The sequence below is a fragment of the Pseudomonas sp. R4-34-07 genome (genome assembly GCF_003852375.1).
Lineage (GTDB): Bacteria > Pseudomonadota > Gammaproteobacteria > Pseudomonadales > Pseudomonadaceae > Aquipseudomonas.
On sequence record NZ_CP027760.1, the window covers coordinates 1,333,614 to 1,352,919 of the forward strand.

General features: G+C 61.6%; 18 protein-coding genes. 12 read left to right on the plus strand and 6 right to left on the minus strand.

Annotated elements, in window-relative coordinates:
• Positions 1-152 precede the first annotated feature (152 nt).
• From ppc to C4J85_RS06030, 7 genes are all read left to right on the plus strand, one after another.
• The gene (gene ppc, locus C4J85_RS06000; protein ID WP_124409213.1) at positions 153-2,780 is read left to right on the plus strand and encodes a phosphoenolpyruvate carboxylase; all 2,628 of its coding nucleotides are present in this window, start codon (positions 153-155) and stop codon (positions 2,778-2,780) included.
• A 280-nt stretch (positions 2,781-3,060) separates the two neighbouring features.
• Positions 3,061-3,708 (plus strand): adenylate kinase, encoded by a 648-nt coding sequence (adk, locus tag C4J85_RS06005; RefSeq protein WP_124361582.1) that lies wholly within the window; start codon positions 3,061-3,063, stop codon positions 3,706-3,708.
• Positions 3,709-3,798: 90 nt separating this feature from the next.
• Complete coding sequence (gene tsaB, locus C4J85_RS06010; protein ID WP_124409214.1) at positions 3,799-4,485, plus strand: tRNA (adenosine(37)-N6)-threonylcarbamoyltransferase complex dimerization subunit type 1 TsaB; 687 nt, start codon at positions 3,799-3,801, stop codon at positions 4,483-4,485.
• A gap of 160 nt (positions 4,486-4,645) precedes the next feature.
• The gene (locus C4J85_RS06015) at positions 4,646-4,936 is read left to right on the plus strand and encodes a hypothetical protein (RefSeq protein ID WP_124361584.1); all 291 of its coding nucleotides are present in this window, start codon (positions 4,646-4,648) and stop codon (positions 4,934-4,936) included.
• On the plus strand, positions 4,936-5,796 hold the full coding sequence (locus C4J85_RS06020; RefSeq protein WP_124409215.1) for a DUF72 domain-containing protein: 861 nt from the start codon (positions 4,936-4,938) through the stop codon (positions 5,794-5,796). Before C4J85_RS06015 ends, C4J85_RS06020 begins: the two co-directional genes overlap by 1 nt.
• A 26-nt stretch (positions 5,797-5,822) precedes the next feature.
• The gene (locus C4J85_RS06025) at positions 5,823-6,650 is read left to right on the plus strand and encodes an isocitrate lyase/phosphoenolpyruvate mutase family protein (protein ID WP_124366092.1); all 828 of its coding nucleotides are present in this window, start codon (positions 5,823-5,825) and stop codon (positions 6,648-6,650) included.
• 21 nt (positions 6,651-6,671) lie between these two features.
• On the plus strand, positions 6,672-7,352 hold the full coding sequence (locus C4J85_RS06030; protein WP_124409216.1) for an extensin family protein: 681 nt from the start codon (positions 6,672-6,674) through the stop codon (positions 7,350-7,352).
• 3 nt (positions 7,353-7,355) lie between these two features.
• Here C4J85_RS06030 and C4J85_RS06035 read toward each other — a convergent pair whose 3' ends face one another.
• Positions 7,356-7,976, minus strand: a complete 621-nt coding sequence (locus C4J85_RS06035; protein ID WP_124409217.1) for an energy transducer TonB — start codon at positions 7,974-7,976, stop codon at positions 7,356-7,358.
• A 96-nt stretch (positions 7,977-8,072) separates the two neighbouring features.
• Between C4J85_RS06035 and C4J85_RS06040 the strand changes: the two genes are divergently transcribed.
• Positions 8,073-8,855: a class I SAM-dependent methyltransferase gene (locus tag C4J85_RS06040; protein WP_124406448.1), complete on the plus strand. Its 783-nt coding sequence runs from the start codon at positions 8,073-8,075 to the stop codon at positions 8,853-8,855.
• Positions 8,856-9,422: 567 nt separating this feature from the next.
• On the opposite strand, the gene C4J85_RS06045 is transcribed toward C4J85_RS06040, so the two are convergent.
• Complete coding sequence (locus C4J85_RS06045; RefSeq protein ID WP_124366096.1) at positions 9,423-10,058, minus strand: TetR/AcrR family transcriptional regulator; 636 nt, start codon at positions 10,056-10,058, stop codon at positions 9,423-9,425.
• Between the two features lie 93 nt (positions 10,059-10,151).
• Here C4J85_RS06045 and C4J85_RS06050 point away from each other — a divergent pair, with 93 nt between their 5' ends.
• The 3 genes from C4J85_RS06050 (at position 10,152) to C4J85_RS06060 (ending at position 14,662) form a co-directional block, all read left to right on the plus strand.
• Complete coding sequence (locus tag C4J85_RS06050; RefSeq protein ID WP_124409218.1) at positions 10,152-11,252, plus strand: efflux RND transporter periplasmic adaptor subunit; 1,101 nt, start codon at positions 10,152-10,154, stop codon at positions 11,250-11,252.
• A 6-nt stretch (positions 11,253-11,258) separates the two neighbouring features.
• A complete protein-coding gene (locus tag C4J85_RS06055; protein ID WP_124409219.1) occupies positions 11,259-14,318 on the plus strand; it encodes an efflux RND transporter permease subunit in 3,060 nt (1,019 codons plus the stop codon).
• Between the two features lie 128 nt (positions 14,319-14,446).
• The gene (locus tag C4J85_RS06060; RefSeq protein ID WP_124366099.1) at positions 14,447-14,662 is read left to right on the plus strand and encodes a hypothetical protein; all 216 of its coding nucleotides are present in this window, start codon (positions 14,447-14,449) and stop codon (positions 14,660-14,662) included.
• Between the two features lie 61 nt (positions 14,663-14,723).
• On the opposite strand, the gene C4J85_RS06065 is transcribed toward C4J85_RS06060, so the two are convergent.
• Genes C4J85_RS06065 through plsB form a run of 3 tightly spaced genes read right to left on the minus strand, consistent with a single transcriptional unit; the run spans position 14,724 to position 18,394 of the window.
• Positions 14,724-15,413 carry a DUF4197 domain-containing protein gene (locus C4J85_RS06065; RefSeq protein WP_124361593.1) on the minus strand — a complete coding sequence of 230 codons (690 nt, stop codon included), beginning with the start codon at positions 15,411-15,413 and terminating at the stop codon, positions 14,724-14,726.
• A gap of 22 nt (positions 15,414-15,435) precedes the next feature.
• Positions 15,436-15,837: a YbaY family lipoprotein gene (locus C4J85_RS06070; RefSeq protein ID WP_124361594.1), complete on the minus strand. Its 402-nt coding sequence runs from the start codon at positions 15,835-15,837 to the stop codon at positions 15,436-15,438.
• Positions 15,838-15,883: 46 nt separating this feature from the next.
• Positions 15,884-18,394 (minus strand): glycerol-3-phosphate 1-O-acyltransferase PlsB, encoded by a 2,511-nt coding sequence (plsB, locus tag C4J85_RS06075; protein ID WP_124409220.1) that lies wholly within the window; start codon positions 18,392-18,394, stop codon positions 15,884-15,886.
• A gap of 179 nt (positions 18,395-18,573) precedes the next feature.
• Here plsB and C4J85_RS06080 point away from each other — a divergent pair, with 179 nt between their 5' ends.
• Positions 18,574-18,783 (plus strand): cold-shock protein, encoded by a 210-nt coding sequence (locus C4J85_RS06080; protein WP_124366102.1) that lies wholly within the window; start codon positions 18,574-18,576, stop codon positions 18,781-18,783.
• A gap of 139 nt (positions 18,784-18,922) precedes the next feature.
• On the opposite strand, the gene C4J85_RS06085 is transcribed toward C4J85_RS06080, so the two are convergent.
• Positions 18,923-19,300, minus strand: coding sequence for a hypothetical protein (locus tag C4J85_RS06085; protein WP_124409221.1), 378 nt, complete (start codon positions 19,298-19,300; stop codon positions 18,923-18,925).
• Between the last annotated feature and the right edge of the window lie 6 nt (positions 19,301-19,306).

Genomic DNA, 19,306 nt, shown 5'->3' on the forward strand with positions numbered 1-19,306 from the left:
TAATGAGTGACCAGCCACCGGTGTGGATAACCCGGCGACTTAACCTTGAGACTAGCTGCAAGCCGCAAGGTTTAAAGTGTCTTGTCAGAAAGCGCCGCCGACGGCACTCTGGAACACCTGCGCGTCCCGGATTTCTGGCTGGAGATTGGCTGATGAGTGATATCGATGCACGCTTGCGTGAGGATGTTCACCTGCTGGGTGAACTGTTGGGCAACACCATTCGAGAGCAATACGGCGATGCTTTTCTCGACAAGATCGAGCAGATCCGTAAAGGCGCCAAGGCTGACCGGCGCGGCGCGGGCGCTGAGCTCAGCGCGAGCCTGAATCAGCTGCAGGAAGATGAACTGCTGCCTGTAGCGCGGGCCTTCAACCAGTTCCTCAACCTGGCCAACATTGCCGAGCAGTACCAGTTGATTCATCGGCGCGATGAATCGCAGCCGGCGCCCTTCGAGTCCCGTGTGCTGCCGGAGTTGCTGGCCCGTCTGCAAAGCGAAGGCCACAGTGACGAATCCCTGGCCCGCCAATTGGCGCGGCTGGAGATCGAGTTGGTCCTCACCGCCCACCCCACCGAAGTCGCGCGCCGCACGCTGATCCAGAAATATGACGCGATTGCCGCGCAACTGGCGCTGCAGGACCACCGTGACCTCACCAGCGCCGAACGCGAGCAGATCCGTGAACGCTTGCAACGCCTGATCGCCGAGGCGTGGCACACCGAAGAAATCCGCCGCGTCCGGCCCACGCCGGTGGATGAAGCCAAATGGGGCTTTGCGGTCATCGAGCATTCGTTGTGGCAGGCCATTCCCAATTATTTGCGCAAGGCCGACCAGGCCTTGCACGCCGCCACCGGTTTGCGTCTGCCGCTTGAGGCCGCGCCGATTCGATTTGCCTCGTGGATGGGCGGCGATCGGGACGGCAACCCGAATGTCACGGCGCCGGTCACTCGCGAAGTGCTGTTGCTGGCGCGCTGGATGGCGGCGGATTTGTATCTGCGCGATATCGATCAGCTCGCCTCCGAGCTGTCCATGCAGCAGGCCAGCCCGGCGTTGCTGGCTCAGGTGGGGGACAGCGTCGAGCCTTACCGTGCCTTGCTCAAGCAACTGCGCGAACGCCTGCGCGCCACGCGCCAATGGGCCCATGCCGCGTTGAGTGGCGCTACACCGGCACCGGCGCAGGTGTTGCAGGACAATCGCGACCTGCTCGGCCCCTTGGAGCTGTGCTATCAGTCGCTGCATGAGTGCGGCATGGGCGTGATTGCCGATGGTCCGTTGCTCGACTGCCTGCGCCGCGCTGTCACTTTCGGCCTGTTCCTGGTCCGCCTGGATGTGCGCCAGGATTCCACGCGTCACTCGTCGGCCATGACCGAAATCACCGACTATCTCGGCCTGGGTCGGTATGAAGACTGGGACGAAGACACGCGCATCAACTTCCTGAGCAAAGAACTGACCAATCGTCGACCGCTGCTGCCGGGTTATTTCAAACCGTCGGCGGACACCGCTGAGGTGTTGAACACCTGCCGCGAAATCGCCGCTGCACCGGCCGCATCGTTGGGCTCCTATGTGATTTCCATGGCCGGCGCCGCCTCGGATGTCCTGGCGGTGCAGTTGCTGCTCAAAGAGTCGGGCGTACAGCGGCCAATGCGCGTCGTGCCGCTGTTCGAGACCCTGGCCGACCTGGATAACGCCGGGCCGGTAATGGAGCGGCTGTTGCAACTGCCGGGCTATCGCGCGCGGCTGCACGGCCCGCAGGAAGTGATGATCGGCTATTCGGACTCGGCCAAGGACGCCGGCACCACCGCCGCCGCCTGGGCGCAGTACCGGGCACAGGAACGGCTGGTGGATATCTGCCGTGAGCAACAAGTGGAATTGCTGTTGTTCCACGGTCGTGGGGGCACCGTCGGCCGTGGCGGTGGCCCGGCGCATGCGGCGATCCTGTCGCAGCCGCCGGGCTCGGTGGCGGGGCGGTTCCGCACCACCGAACAGGGCGAGATGATCCGCTTCAAGTTTGGCCTGCCGGATATCGCCGAACAGAACCTCAACCTCTATCTGGCGGCGGTACTCGAAGCCACGCTGTTGCCACCGCCGCCACCGGAGCCGGCCTGGCGTCATCTGATGGACGAATTGGCGGCCGACGGCGTCAGCGCCTACCGCGCGGTAGTGCGGGAAAATCCGCAATTCGTCGAGTATTTCCGCCAGTCCACGCCGGAGCAGGAGTTGGGGCGTTTGCCGCTTGGCAGTCGACCCGCGAAGCGGCGCGCCGGCGGTATTGAAAGCCTGCGCGCGATTCCCTGGATCTTCGGCTGGACCCAGACCCGCCTGATGCTGCCCGCCTGGCTCGGCTGGGAAGCGGCATTGAGCAAAGCCCTGGAGCGCGGCGAGGGTGAGTTGCTGGGGCAGATGCGCGAGCAGTGGCCGTTCTTCCGCACGCGCATTGATATGCTGGAAATGGTGCTGGCCAAGGCCGACGCCGATATCGCCCGCCTCTATGATGAGCGCCTGGTGCAGCCCGACTTGCTGCCATTGGGCGCGCACTTACGCGACCTATTGTCGCAGGCGTGTGACGTGGTGCTTGGCCTGACTGGTCAGTCGCAGCTGTTGGCCCACAGTCCGGACACCCTGGAGTTCATCCGCCTGCGCAACACCTACCTCGACCCCTTGCACCTGCTGCAGGCCGAATTGCTTGCTCGCTCGCGCCAACGCGAAGCGGCGCAGGACAGCCCTCTGGAACAGGCGCTGCTGGTGTCCGTCGCCGGTATTGCCGCCGGTTTGCGCAACACCGGTTGAGGTTTTTCGCCTGTTCTCAATAGCTTGCGAATCAACCGCGACGACCGCCCTGAAACGGGCGGTCGTTGTTTGAGGGGGTAGGTTGCGCCCAGGCAAACCCTTTGGCTGACGCATGCCTGGCGCGGGTTTCTCCTACTTTTGGCGGCTTGTGTGGTAAGGGCCTGCTGTGTATCTTGATCAGCCTTTGGCCGTTTGATCGGCCTGGAACCACATTTTTACGAGATTGGCCCCACGCGGCGAATCCGAGCGTCATCTCTATAAAAAATTGAGGAGCACATCGATGCGCGTCATTCTGCTGGGAGCTCCCGGGGCCGGTAAAGGTACTCAGGCAAAGTTCATCACTGAAAAATTCGGCATTCCACAAATCTCCACCGGCGACATGCTGCGCGCGGCCGTCAAGGCCGGCACCGAGCTGGGCCTGATCGCCAAGAGTGTGATGGACAGCGGCGGCCTGGTCTCCGATGACCTGATCATCAACCTGGTCAAGGAACGCATCAGCCAGGAAGACTGCAAGAACGGTTTCCTGTTCGACGGCTTCCCGCGCACCATTCCCCAGGCTGAAGCCCTGGTGAAAGCCGGTGTCGAGTTGGACGCCGTAGTCGAGATCGCGGTTGAAGACGAAGAAATCGTCCAGCGTATCGCCGGTCGCCGCGTTCACGAAGGCTCGGGCCGCGTGTATCACATCGTCTACAACCCGCCGAAAGTGGCTGGCAAGGACGATGTCACCGGTGAAGACCTGGTGCAGCGTAAAGACGACACCGAAGAAACCGTACGTCATCGCCTGTCGGTCTACCATTCCCAGACCAAGCCTCTGGTGGACTTCTACCAGCAGTTGTCCGCTAAACAGGGCAAGCCGAAATACAGCCATATTCCTGGCGTCGGCTCCGTGGAGGCGATCACTGCCAAGGTGCTGCAAGCACTGAGCTGATGGGTTGATCGGCTGCATTCACAACGGCCCGCTTGCGGGCCGTTGTTGTTTATACTGGCGCACTTTTTTTCGACTTGGACACCCACACCCATGAGCACCCTGCTGGCCCTGGACACCGCGACTGAAGCTTGCTCCGTGGCCTTGCTGCACGACGGCAAGGTAACGAGCCACTACGAGGTGATCCCGCGGCTGCACGCGCAGAAGCTGCTGCCCATGATCAAGCAACTGCTGGAAGACGCCGGTACCAGCCTGGCCGCCGTGGATGCCATCGCGTTCGGCCGTGGCCCCGGCGCGTTTACCGGTGTGCGGATTGCCATTGGCGTGGTGCAGGGCTTGGCGTTTGCGTTGGAGCGTCCGGTATTGCCGGTGTCCAACCTCGCGGTACTGGCCCAACGTGCGCTGCGTGAGCATGGCGCCACGCAAGTGGCGGCGGCGATTGATGCGCGCATGGACGAAGTCTATTGGGGCTGCTACCGCGAGAGTGCCGGTGAAATGCGCCTGATTGGCGTGGAAGCCGTGCAAGCGCCGGAGTCATCAGTACTGCCCGATGATGCCAGCGGCGACTGGTTCGGTGCCGGGACTGGCTGGGGCTATGGCGAGCGTATGGGGGTGCAGCTCGCGAATCAGGACGCTGCGATGCTGCCCCATGCCGAAGACCTGCTGACCCTTGCACGCTTTGCTTTCGAGCGCGGCGAGGCGATTGCGGCGGATCTGGCGGCGCCGGTGTACCTGCGCGATAAAGTCGCACAGACCAAGGCAGAGCGAGGGATTATTTGACGCCAGAATTGCGGTAAATCTGCGGGAAATAGCGCCAATCGTCAGAATTTGCGCAGGGTTTTAAACCTTTTTCCAATTATGTGTTCTAGTTATCACCAGAGCATTTGCGCGCTACGGATCGCGCCACTAAAATGCCATTACTGATAGCGAGTTCGCGCCTATGCGTATTGATGGCTTTTCCTCACAGTCGTACCCAATCAAACGTAAGCCGCGTAAGGCTAACGTTACTGTGGACGACTCCGTCGAGGACTCGCCAGACTTCATTGAAGTCCACTCCGACGCGCAGCCCAGCACCCAAGCCCGCATCAGCGGTCTTCCCGCCCGTCAGCAAGACATGGTCTTCCCCCGCTCCATGAGCAAAAGCGTTGCCACTGCCCTGGCCAGCTACCTGACCACCGCCGGCTTTGTCGAATGGGATATGGAAGTGCTGGGTCTCGATATCCACATCTGATGCGTCTGCCTTACTACATCGGCTGCCCGTCCTGGAGTGAAAACGCCTGGCGGGAATATCTGTATCCCGCCGATGCGCGCTCCAATGATTACCTGGCACTCTATTCCCAAGTCTTCAACGCGGTTGAAGGCAACACCACGTTTTATGCGCGCCCCTCGGTCGCCACGGTGCAGCGCTGGGCCGAGATCATGCCCGAGCACTTTCGCTTCACCGCCAAATTCCCGGGTGATATCAGCCATGCCGGTGACTTGCGCGAGCAGTTGCCGGCGGCGGAAAGCTTCGTCGGCTTGATGAGCCCCTTGGGCGAGCGCGTTTCGCCGCTGTGGCTGCAACTGTCGAAGGCTTTTACCCCGCAGCGCCTCGGTGAGCTGGCCGGATTCCTCGATGGCATCGATCGCCCGCTGGCCGTTGAAGTTCGCCACGAAGAGTTCTTCGCCAAAGGCGAGGCCGAGCGCAGGCTTAACCGCCTGCTGCGCGATCGCGGTGTCGAACGCGTCTGCCTCGATCCGCGCGCGCTGTTCAGTTGCACCTCCACCTCGGCGGCCGTCCTGCATGCCCAATCGAAAAAGCCCAGGGTGCCTCCGCGCCCGGCGGCGCTGACTCTGTTTCCCCAAGTGCGCTTTATCGGGCATCCCGAGCTTGAAGCCAACGACCCGTTCCTGAAGCCCTGGGTCGAAAAAATCGCCAGCTGGATCGAAGAGGGGCGCACTCCCTACATGTTCCTGCACACCTCGGACAACCGCCTCGCCGCGCAATTGGCCTTGCGTTTCCACGACCAGTTGATGGCGCGTTTGCCAGGGCTCGCGCCGCTGCCAACCTTGCATCGAGAACCCGTCGCGGAGCAACTGGGGTTACTCTAGGGCTTCTTTCCCGCCAGGAGTCAGTCATGGATGCCCAAACCCTTCGCGCCGAAACCTTCAAAGCCCTGCACGCGCGCGATCGTGCCTTTGTCATGCCCAATCCGTGGGACGCCGGCTCCGCCATCATGCTTGCCAGCCTGGGCTTCGAAGCGTTGGCCACCACCAGCGCGGGTTTTGCGTTCAGCCTGGGACGGCCGGATGCGGAAGGCGCGCTGTCGCTGGAAGACACTCTGGGCAATGCCGGAGCCATAGTTCGGGCGACTTCGCTGCCAGTCGCCGCTGACTTGGAAAACGGCTTCAGCGACACCCCCGAAGGCTGTGCCCAGACCATCCTGCGAGCTGCCGCCACCGGTATCGTCGGCGGCTCCATCGAAGACGCCACCGGAGTTGCCGTCGATCCGATCTACCCCTTCGACCTCGCCGTCGAGCGCGTCGAGGCTGCCGTTGCCGCCGCCCGCAGCCTGGGGTTTCCCTTCACGCTGACGGCTCGTGCAGAAAACTTTCTGCATGGTCGCCCGGACTTGCCCGACACCATTCGCCGCCTGCAAGCCTACGCCGAAGCGGGCGCCGATGTGCTGTATGCGCCGGGCCTGCGCAGTGCCGAAGAGGTGCTGGCGGTGGTCAAGGCCGTCGCGCCCAAACCGGTGAATGTGTTGATGTCCGGTGGCCTGAACCTCAGCGTCGCGCAGTTGAACGAACTGGGCGTGCGGCGCATCAGCGTGGGCTCGGCCCTGGCCCTGGCGGCCTATGGCGAGTTCTATCGGGCGGCGCAGGAAATCTACGGGCTGGGCACCTTTACCTTCACCGAGCGCAAGATGCCATTCGACCAGGCCAATCGATTCTTCAAGGGCTAAGCGGTGCGGTCGATCAGGTGGATGGGCGCGTTGCTGGTGCTCGGCGGCGCGCTGGCCGTAGGCGTATGGCGCGGCTGGGTGCCGTTGCCGCATGAATGGAACCCATGGGCGCCGCTGGACGTGCACGCCAGTCCGAACCTGTTGACGCGCTACAAACTGGGGCGGCTGCAGGATGATCCCGCGCTGTGCGACCAGGTGCTGAAAACCTCGGGGTTGCGGGTGAGCCATCAGGCCGACTCGCGCGCCGACGCCGCTTGCCCCCTGCGCAACACTTTGAGGGTACAGGGCGCAGAGGTTGGCTTGAGCAGCAGCTTCCTGGCCAGTTGCCCACTGGCGGTAGCGTTTGCCTTGTTCGAGCGCCACAGCCTGCAACCGGCGGCTCAGGCGATATACGGCCAAGCGGTGACGCGGGTCGATCACCTGGGCAGTTTTGCCTGTCGCAATGTCTACAACCGCGCCGAAGGCCGACTCAGCCAGCACGCGTCGGCCAATGCATTGGATATCGCCGGGTTTCGCCTGGCCGATGGACGTCGTATCAGTGTGCTCAAGGACTGGCCGGGGCAGGGCGCTGATGCACGGTTTTTGCGTCAGGTGCGTGACAGTGCGTGTCAGGCTTTCAATGGGGTGTTGAGCCCCGACTATAACGCCGCGCACCGTAACCACTTCCATCTGGATATGGGCCGCTGGTGGATGTGTCGCTAAGCGTCAGGCGGCCAGGCGCAGGTTGTTGGCGATCAGCGGGCGTGCCCAGTGGTAATCAAAATCCAGGGCCTTCTGTTGTTCTGCCAGGGCCTGTTCGGTGAACGGAGTCGCGGCCGGTGGCAACAAGTCCAGCTCGAACTCGGCAATCGGCAAGTGCAGCGGGCGGGGTTGCGGCGCCGGGCCCGGCTCAGCGACGGGTTGACCTGCACTCAGGACAATCGGGCGTACCCAGCCGCTTTCGAAATTCTGCTGGCGTTGCTGGGCGATGATGTCTTCATCAGGAAAGGGTGCCGCCGCGGGTGGCAGCAACTCGGTCTCGAATTCGGCAATCGGCAGGAACAGCGGCTCAGGCGGGGCGATCACGGTGTCTTTTACGTCGCACTCGCGCTGGGTGAGGATCTGCGCGAGCAGGTCGGCGCCTTCGCTGGGTTCCACCGCCGGGTCTTTCGGTGCAGTCGCCATGGCGGCCAGCGCGCCCGGCGTGGCACCGAGCTGCTCGGCCAGGGCGCGGGCGAAGAAGTCCTGCCACACATGGCTCACCCCGGCCAGCGCTTGAGTATTGCGCAGGCCGTAGTGGTTGTGGGTCGGCAGTACACCGATAGTTAGGGGAAGAATGTCTGACATTTTTTTCGGTCGACGCTCAGCTCTGGCAAAATACCTGACTGTTGTTTTTATCGGCCGGTGTTTGCCGATCCTTAATATTTTTGAGCGTAGCGATTGATGAGCGAACAACCAGCGGCCAGCCGCATTCGGGTCGAGGCTTTGGCCGAAGGATTCCAGGCCCGCGCCGAGCAGTGGGCGGCGCTGCTTGGCTTGCCTGTGCAACTCGATGATGCGGATTTTTCCCTGCAAGTCGGGGAACAAGGCCTGCAGTTGCAACAGCTCGGGCCTGACGCGCCAGGGCCGGTGCGGGTCGACTTTATCGAAGGCGGCGCAGCGCACCGGCGGCTGTACGGCGGCGGCAGCGGGCAGATGATCGCCAAGGCCGTGGGCATCGCCCAAGGCGTTCGCCCGCGCGTGCTCGACGCCACGGCGGGCCTGGGCAAGGATGCTTTCGTGCTGGCCAGCCTGGGCTGCGAGATGAGCCTGGTCGAGCGCCAGCCGTTGATCGGCGCCTTGCTCGAAGATGGCCTGGCACGCGCTGCAGAGGATTTTGAAGTGGCGCCGATCGTAGCGCGGATGCAGCTGCTCAAGGGCAACTCCATCGAGGTGATGTGCAATTGGGAGGGTGAGCCGCCGCAGGTGATCTACCTAGACCCGATGTTCCCGCATCGTGAGAAAACCGCCCTGGTGAAGAAGGAAATGCGTCTGTTCCGGCCACTGGTCGGCGATGACCCGGACGCACCGGCCTTGCTCGCAGCGGCGTTGGCCCTGGCCAGCCACCGTGTGGTGGTCAAGCGCCCGCGCAAGGCACCGTGCATTGAGGGGCCCAAGCCGAGCCATGCGCTGGAGGGTAAATCCAGTCGGTACGATATTTATCCTAAAAAAGCACTCAAGCCTTAAAACGTATCCGGCCTTCAGGGGCCCCATCGCGGCATAGGTATCTACACAACTTCGTAGCAGCCTACGCTAACCACGATGCGAAGCGAGCCGCTCTTGCTCTTGATCTTAGGCGCCCCGTTAAACCACGCTGGCCGGAATTCGACAGTGATTTGGGGGGTAAACCGGCAGGGATGCCGGTTTAGCCGCCCCGCGCCATGGATGGCGCGTGGCGGCGGCCCCCCAAATCAATGTCGGATTACGGGCACACCGAGCCTAGGCGAGGTGCCGAGTGGTGGGGCAAGAGCGTTTTGCTTACTTTTGCGCTTTTCAAAAGTGAGACGCCGTAAGGGCGGAACCCTAAGCCGCCGTTACCGCAGCAACGGATATGTACTCGCTCTGATCTAACATCCTGGTCGTCTGTCAGGCCGCCATCGGGGGCAAGTCGAATCGTCGCACCGCCCCTCCCACATTTGGAGCGCGGGGCGTCAGTTAGAGAGGCTTCGGCTCCCGAGCCGTCACAGGTTCAGAGCGACGGCAAAGTGTGTAGATATCCATGCTGCGATAGCGCCAGTCCAGACGGCGAAGGCTTCATAGGCGGTAAGCCCGCATAAACAACCCCACCACCTCCTGCACATGCGCCTCGGCGTCCGCCTCGCTCAATTGCCCGCCACAGCCATACAGCAGACGGAAGTTCGCCGTGCCTTTGAGCAGGCAAAAGAAGTGTTCGGCCGCCTTGAAGGGTTTGTCGATGCTCAGGGCGCCACTCTCGTCGATTCGACTGAGCAGACGCTCCATGCCCTGCAACATGCGCATGGGCCCTGCTTCGAAGAAGATCTGTGAGAGTTTCACGTCCTGATTGCCGGTCGTCATCATCAGGCGATGCAGGTTCACCGACTCCTCGCTGTTGATCAGCCGATGAAACCCGCGCGCGATGTTCAGCAGCACCGTTTGCACCGGCATGGCATCGGGCAGTTCGAAATACATTACCGGCAGTTGTTCCTCGCACTTGGCGACGACGGCGGCAGTGAACAAGGTTTCTTTGTCGGTGAAGTGGCTGTAGACGGTCAGTTTCGACACCCCCGCTTCAAGCGCCACAGCGTCCATGCTGGTACTGGCATAGCCATTGCCCAAAAACAGAACTTTGGCGGCTTCGAGGATTGCCTGGCGTTTTGCCATGTCCTTGGGGCGCCCGGGGCTGTTGGTGTTTATAGGATTGTCGGACATTTTCACCTTTAATACTGGACTGGTGAGTTTGGTATTAATAACATACCGGCCAGTATAATTATTCCTAGCATCATTTGCGAAAGGTCCTACAGCATGCGCAGCACGTTCCTGCCCCTTGCGTTGCCTGTCAGCTTGGTCTTCCTGTTAGCCGCCTGCGGCCACGAAGACGCGGTCCAAACCACTATTCGCCCGGCCATGGTGGTGCAACCCCAGCCTTCGGCGCAGGCGATAGACAGCTATCCAGGTGAAGTGCGCGCCCGCTATGAACCGGATCTGGCCTTTCGCATCGGTGGCAAAGTCAGCAAGCGCCTGGTGGAAGAGGGCGAGCGGGTCAAGGCCAACCAGCCCCTGGCAGAGCTCGACCCCCAGGATGTGCGCCTGCAACTGGAAGCCTCCCGTGCCCAAGTGGCGGCTGCCCAAGCCAACCTGAGCCTGGTGCGCGCCGAGCGTGACCGCTACAAGACCCTGATGGACCGTCAGATGGTTAGCCGGTCCCAGTACGACAATTCTGAAAATCTTTATCGAGCCGGTGAGGCACGTCTCAAGCAGATCAATGCTGAATTCGACGTGTCCAGCAACCAGGCCGGCTATGCGGTGCTGCGTGCGCCCCAGGACGGTGTCGTCGCCAGGCGCGCGGTTGAAGTCGGCCAGGTCGTCTCCGCTGGCCAAACTGTGTTCACCCTGGCCACCGATGGCGAGCGTGAAGTGTTGATCAGCCTGCCTGAGCAAGGCTTCGGCCGTTTCAAGATCGGCCAGCCGGTGTCGGTTGAGCTGTGGAGCCAGCCGGATCAACGGTTTGCCGGGCGCATTCGCGAGCTGTCGCCCGCCGCCGACCCGAAGTCGCGCACCTTCGCTGCGCGGGTAGCGTTCACGGGCGGTAAAGTCCCGGCGGAACTCGGCCAGAGCGCCCGCGTATTCATACAGGTCGACGGTGTGATTCCACTGTCGGTGCCGCTGTCTGCCCTGAGTGCGGAAAACGGCGCGTCGTACGTCTGGCGTGTGCAACCGGATAACACCCTCAAGCGCACACCCGTGCGCATCGGCGCGTTTGGCGAGAAGACCGTGCCGGTACTCGAAGGCCTGGCGCCCACCGACTGGGTGATTGCGGCGGGTGTGCATGTGCTCCATGAGGGGCAGCAAGTGCGCCCGGTGGATCGCGCCAACCGTGTGGTGAATCTGGCGGCCAAGGAGTAGTCCCCGATGGGTTTCAATCTTTCCGAATGGGCGTTGCGTAATCGCCAGATCGTACTGTTCCTGATGATCCTGCTGGCGGTGGTCGGCACTTTGTCCTACACCAAGCTGGGGCAAAGCGAAGACCCTCCCTTCACCTTCAAGGCCATGGTGATCAAGACCAACTGGCCTGGGGCCACGGCCCAGGAAGTTTCACGCCAGGTCACCGAGCGCATCGAGAAAAAATTGATGGAAACTGGCGAGTACGAGCGCATTGTCTCGTTCTCGCGGCCCGGCGAATCCCAAGTCACCTTCATCGCTCGTGATTCCATGCACTCGGCGCAGATTCCCGAGCTGTGGTACCAGGTGCGCAAGAAGATCAGCGATATCCGCCAGACCCTGCCGCCGGATATCCAGGGGCCGTTTTTCAACGATGAGTTCGGCACCACGTTCGGCAATATCTACGCCTTGACCGGTGACGGTTTCGACTACGCCGTGCTCAAGGACTACGCCGACCGCATCCAGATTCAGCTGCAACGGGTGCCGGACGTGGGCAAGGTTGAGCTGCTTGGCCTGCAGGACGAAAAGGTCTGGATCGAGCTGTCCAACCTCAAGCTCGCTACCCTCGGCCTGCCAATGGCCGCTGTGCAGCAGGCGCTGCAGGAGCAGAACGCGGTCTCCACCGCAGGCTTCTTTGAAACCCCGACCGAACGGGTGCAGTTGCGGGTGTCGGGTAACTTCAAGAGCGTGGAAGAGATCCGCAACTTTCCGATTCGGGTGGGCGAGCGAACCTTCCGCATCGGCGATGTGGCCGATATTCACCGTGGTTTCAATGACCCACCGGCACCGCGCATGCGCTACATGGGCGCCGACGCCATCGGCCTGGCCGTGGCCATGCGTGACGGCGGCGACATTCTGGTGCTGGGCAAGGCCCTGGAGCGTGAATTCGCACGATTGCAGAAGAATCTTCCGGCGGGCATGGAGTTGCGCAAGGTCTCCGATCAACCGGCAGCGGTGAAAACCAGTGTCGGCGAATTCGTCCAGGTGCTGGCTGAAGCGTTGGCCATTGTGTTGCTGGTGAGCTTCTTTTCCTTGGGCGTGCGCACCGGCATGGTGGTGGCGTTGGCGATTCCGTTGGTACTGGCGATGACTTTCGCCGCCATGTACTACCTCGGCATCGGCCTGCATAAAATCTCCCTGGGTGCCCTGGTATTGGCCTTGGGTTTGCTGGTAGATGACGCAATCATTGCTGTGGAAATGATGGCGATCAAAATGGAGCAGGGCTACGACCGGCTCAAGGCCGCGAGTTTCGCCTGGACCAGTACCGCGTTCCCGATGCTCACCGGTACCTTGATCACGGCTGCTGGCTTCCTGCCGATTGCCACCGCGCAATCGAGTACTGGCGAATACACCCGCTCGATCTTTCAGGTGGTGACCATCGCTTTGCTGGCGTCCTGGGTTGCCGCCGTGGTGTTCGTACCCTATCTGGGCGAAAAGCTTCTGCCGGACCTGGCGAAGATTCATGCGGCCAAACACGGCACCAACGGTCCTGACCCTTACGGCACGCCGTTCTACCAGCGCGTAAGACGATTGGTGGAGTGGTGCGTACGTCGGCGCAAGACGGTGATCGTCCTGACGCTGCTGTTGTTTATCGGCTCGGTTGCATTGTTCCGTTTCGTGCCGCAACAGTTCTTCCCGGCCTCCGGTCGCCTGGAACTGATGGTCGACCTGAAACTGGCCGAAGGTGCCTCCCTGAGCAACACCGCCGAGCAGGTCAAACGCCTCGAAACCTTGCTCAAGGAACACGCCGGCATCGGCAATTACGTGGCCTACGTGGGCACCGGTTCGCCGCGCTTCTACCTGCCGCTCGACCAGCAACTGCCGGCGGCCAGCTTCGCGCAATTTGTGGTGCTGGCCAACACCATCGAAGAGCGCGAAAGCCTGCGCGCCTGGCTGATCGAAACCCTGAACGAACAGTTTCCTGACCTGCGTTCACGCGTCACCCGCCTGGAGAATGGTCCGCCGGTGGGCTACCCCGTGCAGTTTCGCGTGACCGGTGAGCACATCGAAGAAGTCCGCGCCCTGGCGCGCAAAGTGGCGACCAAGGTTCGCGAGAACACCCACGTGGTCAATGTGCATCTGGACTGGGAAGAACCGAGCAAAATTGTCTACCTGAATATCGACCAGGACCGCGCTCGCGCGCTGGGCGTGAGCACCGCCAATCTGTCGAAATTCCTGCAAAGCTCCCTGACCGGCAGCACCGTCAGCCAGTACCGGGAGGATAACGAGTTGATCGAAATCCTCCTGCGCGGCACCGTTCACGAACGCACCGAGTTGTCGCTGCTGCCCAGCCTCGCCGTACCTACCGACAACGGTAAAAGTGTGGCCTTGGCGCAGATTGCAACCCTTGAGTATGGCTTTGAGGAAGGCATCATCTGGCACCGTAACCGTCTACCTACGGTGACCGTGCGCGCCGATATCTATGGCAAGGAACAACCGGCGACGCTGGTCCAGCAGATCCTGCCGACCCTTGAAGGCGTGCGTGCCGAGTTGCCTGACGGCTATTTGCTGGAGGTCGGTGGCACCGTGGAGGACTCTGCGCGTGGACAGAACTCGGTGAAGGCCGGTGTGCCGTTGTTTATCGTGGTGGTGCTGACCTTGCTGATGCTGCAACTGCGCAGCTTCTCACGCACAGCGATGGTGTTTCTGACTGCTCCGTTGGGCTTGATCGGCGTCACACTGTTTCTGCTGGTGTTTCGTCAACCATTTGGTTTCGTGGCGATGCTCGGCACCATCGCCCTGTCGGGGATGATCATGCGCAACTCGGTGATATTGGTCGACCAGATCGAACAGGACATCAAGGCGGGGCTGGCGCCCTGGCAAGCGATTATTGAAGCCACGGTCCGACGCTTTCGGCCGATCGTGCTGACCGCACTCGCTGCGGTACTGGCGATGATTCCACTGTCGCGCAGTGTGTTCTTCGGGCCGATGGCGGTGGCAATCATGGGCGGGTTGATCGTGGCGACGGCGTTGACGCTGCTGTTTCTACCGGCGCTTTACGCCGCGTGGTTCAGGGTCAAGCGGCAATGATTGGAATCTTCGCAAGGAACGTTTCTTAAGGTTTCGCCACTCATGGACTACCTGATTACAGGTATTCAGTCCGACGGATTTCACGCCGGCGGGCCGGATCTCACATCTGATGATTCAAGGAGTGTCCAATGGGATTTTTCATCGGCAAATCGTTGAGCGTTTCTGTCAGCAGCAGCTTCGGCGGCGGTAACTGCGCAAAGCCCAAGCCACCTGCAAATGACTGTAATGACAAGTGCAAACCCAAACCCGACTGCCATGGCGGTGGTGGCTCGATCAAGTTCGGCGTAGGCGTGATGCCGCTGGGTGCGGTGATCTTTGGCGGGCTGGCCGGCAAGCTGTTTTGACGGTGCAGTGAGCGGCTCCCGAGCAGGTGATCTTCCCCGCCTGCTCGGGTGCATACACTGTCTACAGCGCGCCGAACACTTTCTTGGCAAGGCTGGTGGCGGCAGCTGCCGGATTCTTGCGAATCGTTTCTTCCTGCTGCGCGATCATCTTGAACAAGCCGTCCAGCGCCTGTTCGGTCACGTAGTTTTCAACATTGGCGCTTTTGGCGTCCACCGCGCCAAACGCGGCCGCCTTGCCGGCGAGTGCGTTGTACTGCTGGGCCACGCCGACCTTGTCGGTGGCAGCCTTGACGATGGGCAGGAACTTGGCGCGGATTTGGTCGCGACTGCTCTTGTTCAGGTACTGGGTGGCTGAGTCCTGGCCGCCGCTGAGGATGCCTTTGGCATCGGTCACACTCATGTTTTTCACGGCATTGACCAGAATCGGCTGAGCCTGGGTAACGGCGGTTTCCGCCGCTTTGTTCATGCTGGTTTCGAGCTGGGTGACCTGATCGCCCATGCCGAACATCTTCAACTTGTCAGCGACCTTGCCCAGCTTGCCCGGCAAGCCGATCTTCACGTCGGGGTTATTGCTGAAGCCACCGGGCGTGCCCAGTTGTTTCACGGCGATCTGCGCGCCTTGGGTCAAGGCGTCCTTGAGGCCGCCGCTGGCGTCGCCCTGGGACAGGCTGCCAAGGTCCAGTGCCATGGCGCTGGTGCCCAGCAGCAGGCCGGTGAGCAGGGCCGTGAGGCGAAGAGGGTTACGGAGCATGGGCGCTTCCTTGTGGTTGAATTCAGTGGGCTGCAGCATCGACGCGCACGCGCAGCGGCTGTTGATCCTGGCCGTCGAGCTGTACGGCGTGCCGTTCAGTGGTGATGAACAGTAGCTTGCCATCTACCTCGATGCGAGCGCTGACCGAGTAGCGATGGCCCGGCTTGACCTGCGCCGGGTCATAACTTAAGTGAAACGGCAGCGGCACCTGGCCTTTGATCGGGCCTTTCTGTTCGGCGAGCACCACGGCCGGGGCGTCCATCAGCGACACGTCTTGCAGGCTGACGCTCAAGGTGGCGGTAGGCGGCAGGGCGATGCGTTGCAGGTAGAACACTTCGCCGTCGAGGCTGGCCTTGGGGGTGGGAGACATGGATTGGCAGGCTCCGAGCAGGGCCGTGAGGCCCAGCAGGATGATCTTCTTCATGGTGCAGCTCCTTATCAACGGCGCCGGAAACCGCCCGGCGCCTTGTTCAATCTTGTGGGGATTGCGCCGGTTCCACCGGTTGCTCGGCCGCCCCATCGACGCGATGCAACGCTACTTGGCGGATCGACAAGCGAATGTCCGCCGGCAGTACACGCTTGGCCGCGCCTTCGGCCAGCTCGCCGAGCAGGTCGTGATAGCTCAGCTTGCCGGCTTCATCGCGGCGCAGCACATCTTGCTCCAGCAAGGTCTGGATGAAATGTCGGAAAAGGCTCTTGTCGAAGAATTCCGGGGCATTGAGGCCATGCAGGATCGACAGCCGCTGGGCCATGACCGTGCACAGGTCTTCCAGCTCCTCGGCGCTAATGCTGTTCTGGCCGCTGTTGAGCAGCAGCGAGATCGCCATGTAAAAGCGTTGCAGGGTCTGGGCGATGCTCTTGGACAGTAGCGTCAGCAGCACGAAATGCCGCGAACTCGGCGCCGGGCGCAGGTACACGTTGTTTTCGAAGCGCAGCAGGCCCTGTTCGACGAACGCATCCAGCCATTGGTCGACCACCGCATCCAGCTCCTCCAGAGACCAGCGGATGAACAGCTCCGACTGCAGGTACGGATAGAGCGCATGGGTGTAGCGCAGGATCTGTTCGCGGCTCATCCGCGAACTGCTCTGGAAGAAACTCGCCAGCAGCGCGGGCAGGGCGAAGATGTGCAGCACGTTGTTGCGGTAATAGGTCATCAGGACGGCGTTCTGCTCATCCAGATAGACGATTTTGCCCAGGGCATCGCTCTGTTCCGACAGCAGCTTCATGTCCTTGACGTGCTTGATCAGCGCCAGGCCGTCGCCTTCCGGCAGGGTGGTATGCGGTGAATAGGGCACGCGGCGCAGCAGCGCCAGGTACAGGTCCAACTGGCGGGCCATGGCCTGCTCATCCAGTGCCAGGCGAGTGGTCGACAGCAGCGCCAAGGCCACCAGGTTCACCGGGTTCACCGCAGCGGCCTCGTTCAAGTGGCGGGCCACCTGCTCGCCGAGGCGGTGAGTGGTTTCATTCAGCCAGGCCGGCTTGTAGTTCGGGCCCAGTTCCTGAGAGCGCCAATCCGGTTGCTCGTGGTCGAGAAACTCCGCCAGCTTGATCGGCTCACCGAAGTTGACCGCGACCTGGCCGAAGCGCTGCTTGAGCGCGCCTGCCACTTTGAAAATATCGAAAATCGACTCTTTCTTCTTGCTCGCACCGCGCAGCTCGCCCAGGTAGGTACGGCCTTCCAGCACCCGTTCATAGCCGATATACACCGGCACGAACACGATGGGCATGCGCGAAGAGCGCAGGAAACTGCGCAGGGTGATCGCCAGCATCCCGGTTTTCGGCTGCAGCATGCGCCCGGTGCGCGAACGGCCGCCTTCGACGAAGTACTCCACCGGGAAACCCTTGGTGAACAGGGTGTGCAGGTATTCGTTGAATACCGAGGTGTACAGCGGGTTGCCCTTGAAGGTGCGGCGCATGAAAAACGCACCGCCACGACGCAGCAGGCTGCCGATCACGGGCATGTTCAGGTTGATGCCGGCGGCAATGTGCGGCGGGGTCAGGCCATTCTTGAACAGCAGGTAGGACAGCAGCAGGTAGTCGATATGGCTGCGGTGGCAAGGCACGTAGATCACTTCGTAGCCCTGGGCAACCTGTTGCACACCCTCGATGTTATTGACCTTGATGCCGTCGTAGATTTTGTTCCAGAACCAGCTCAGCACCACTTCCAGGAAGCGGATCGCCGTGTAGGTGTAGTCCGAGGCGATTTCGTTGCCATAGCGCAGCGCCAGGGCCTTGGCTTTTTCCGGCGAGATTTTCTCGCGCTCGGCTTCATCGGCAATGGCCTGGCGCACCAGCGGCATATTGACCAGGCCCTTCACCAGGTTGCGACGGTGGGACAGGTCGGGGCCGATCACGGCGGTCTTCAGGTTACGAAAGTGCACGCGCAGGATGCGTTGGGCCATGCGCACGGTGCGTTCGTGCCCTTTATTGTGCTCGATCAATTCACGCAGGTTGATGGGCGCGGAGAATTGCACCCGGGTCTTGCGACCCAGGATCAGAATGCTCAACAACCGGCGCAGGCGCCCGGTGACCGCCCAGCTGTCGGCGAACAACAGTTTCCAGGGGCTGGACTCACTTGCGGGGGATTGGCCCCAGAACACGCTGACCGGAATGATTTGTGCATTCTCTTCGGCATGTTCGGTCAGGGTGTTGACCAGGCGCGTCAGGGTGGGCGGTGTGCCGCGCTTGTCCTGGCGGCCGAGCCAATCCGGGTCCGGCGTGAGGTAAAAGAACGCTGCGGGTTCCATCAACGGGCCTACCGAAACCGGCAGCACCGGGCGCGGCAGGCCGGCCTTGGTGCACTCGGTATCGACCACGGCCAATTCGGTCAGGGAGGGCGATTGCAGGACGTAGAACACCGGCCGGCTGCGGTCCAGGTTAAGGGTGAGGGACGACTGGTTGATCGTCTCCGAGCGAACCCAGAGGTACAGCAGTCGACGCAAGGTGCCAAACACCAGACGACGGAACGGGGAGCGGGTCATAGGCGAACTGCTTCAAGTGGAAAAAACCGAGCAGGCGCTCGGGCGGGTAGTGTGCCGTATTCACCGAAAATCGGCAAAAAAGCGGCGATGTAAAGTTGGGTTGATGGTTTTTGAACGTGTCTTATACTCGGCAGTTCAACGCCAGCGACTCAATAATAAAAACCAGTGGGAGTGAACAGATGACAACGCGCGAAACCGGCAGTGTGAAGTGGTTCAACGACGCCAAGGGCTATGGCTTTATCCAGCGTGAAGACGGCAAGGATGTGTTCGTGCACTACCGCGCCATTCGCGGTGACGGCCACCGCTCGCTGGCCGAGGGCCAACAGGTGGAATACGCCGTGGTGACAGGCGATAAGGGCTTGCAGGCGGAGGATGTGGTCGGCCTGTAATTTGCTACACCGCCAAACCCATGTGGGAGGGGGCTTGCTCCCGATTGCTGAGTGTCAGTCGCTGAATAAATCGACTGATCCACCGCTATCGGGAGCAAGCCCCCTCCCACATTTTTGATTGGGTTTGCAGCGTTCGGGGTCAGGCGGTTTTCCAGGTGATCTGTTCTTCGCCGTCTGCGCTGATGCGAATCCAGGTGTCAGCGCTGTCTTCGCCCTCTTCCTCGACCCAAGTCCCTGGCGCGCAGCGCACTTCAACATTCAATGCGGCAAACGCGGCGCGGGCGCAGGCGATGTCGTCGTCCCACGGCGTCTGATCGCTTTCCAGGTACAGGCTGTTCCATTTGCCGACCGCTTTTGGCAGCCAGGTCACCGGCACGTTGCCGGCTTTGCACTTGTAGGTCTGGCCCTTCTGGACCCAGTCGGTGCACGGGCCCAGGGCGGCGCCCAGCCAGGCGGCGATGGCCTTGTAGTCGACGTCGGCGTCCTTCAGGTAAATCTCAATATCGGGTTGGCGCATGGATGT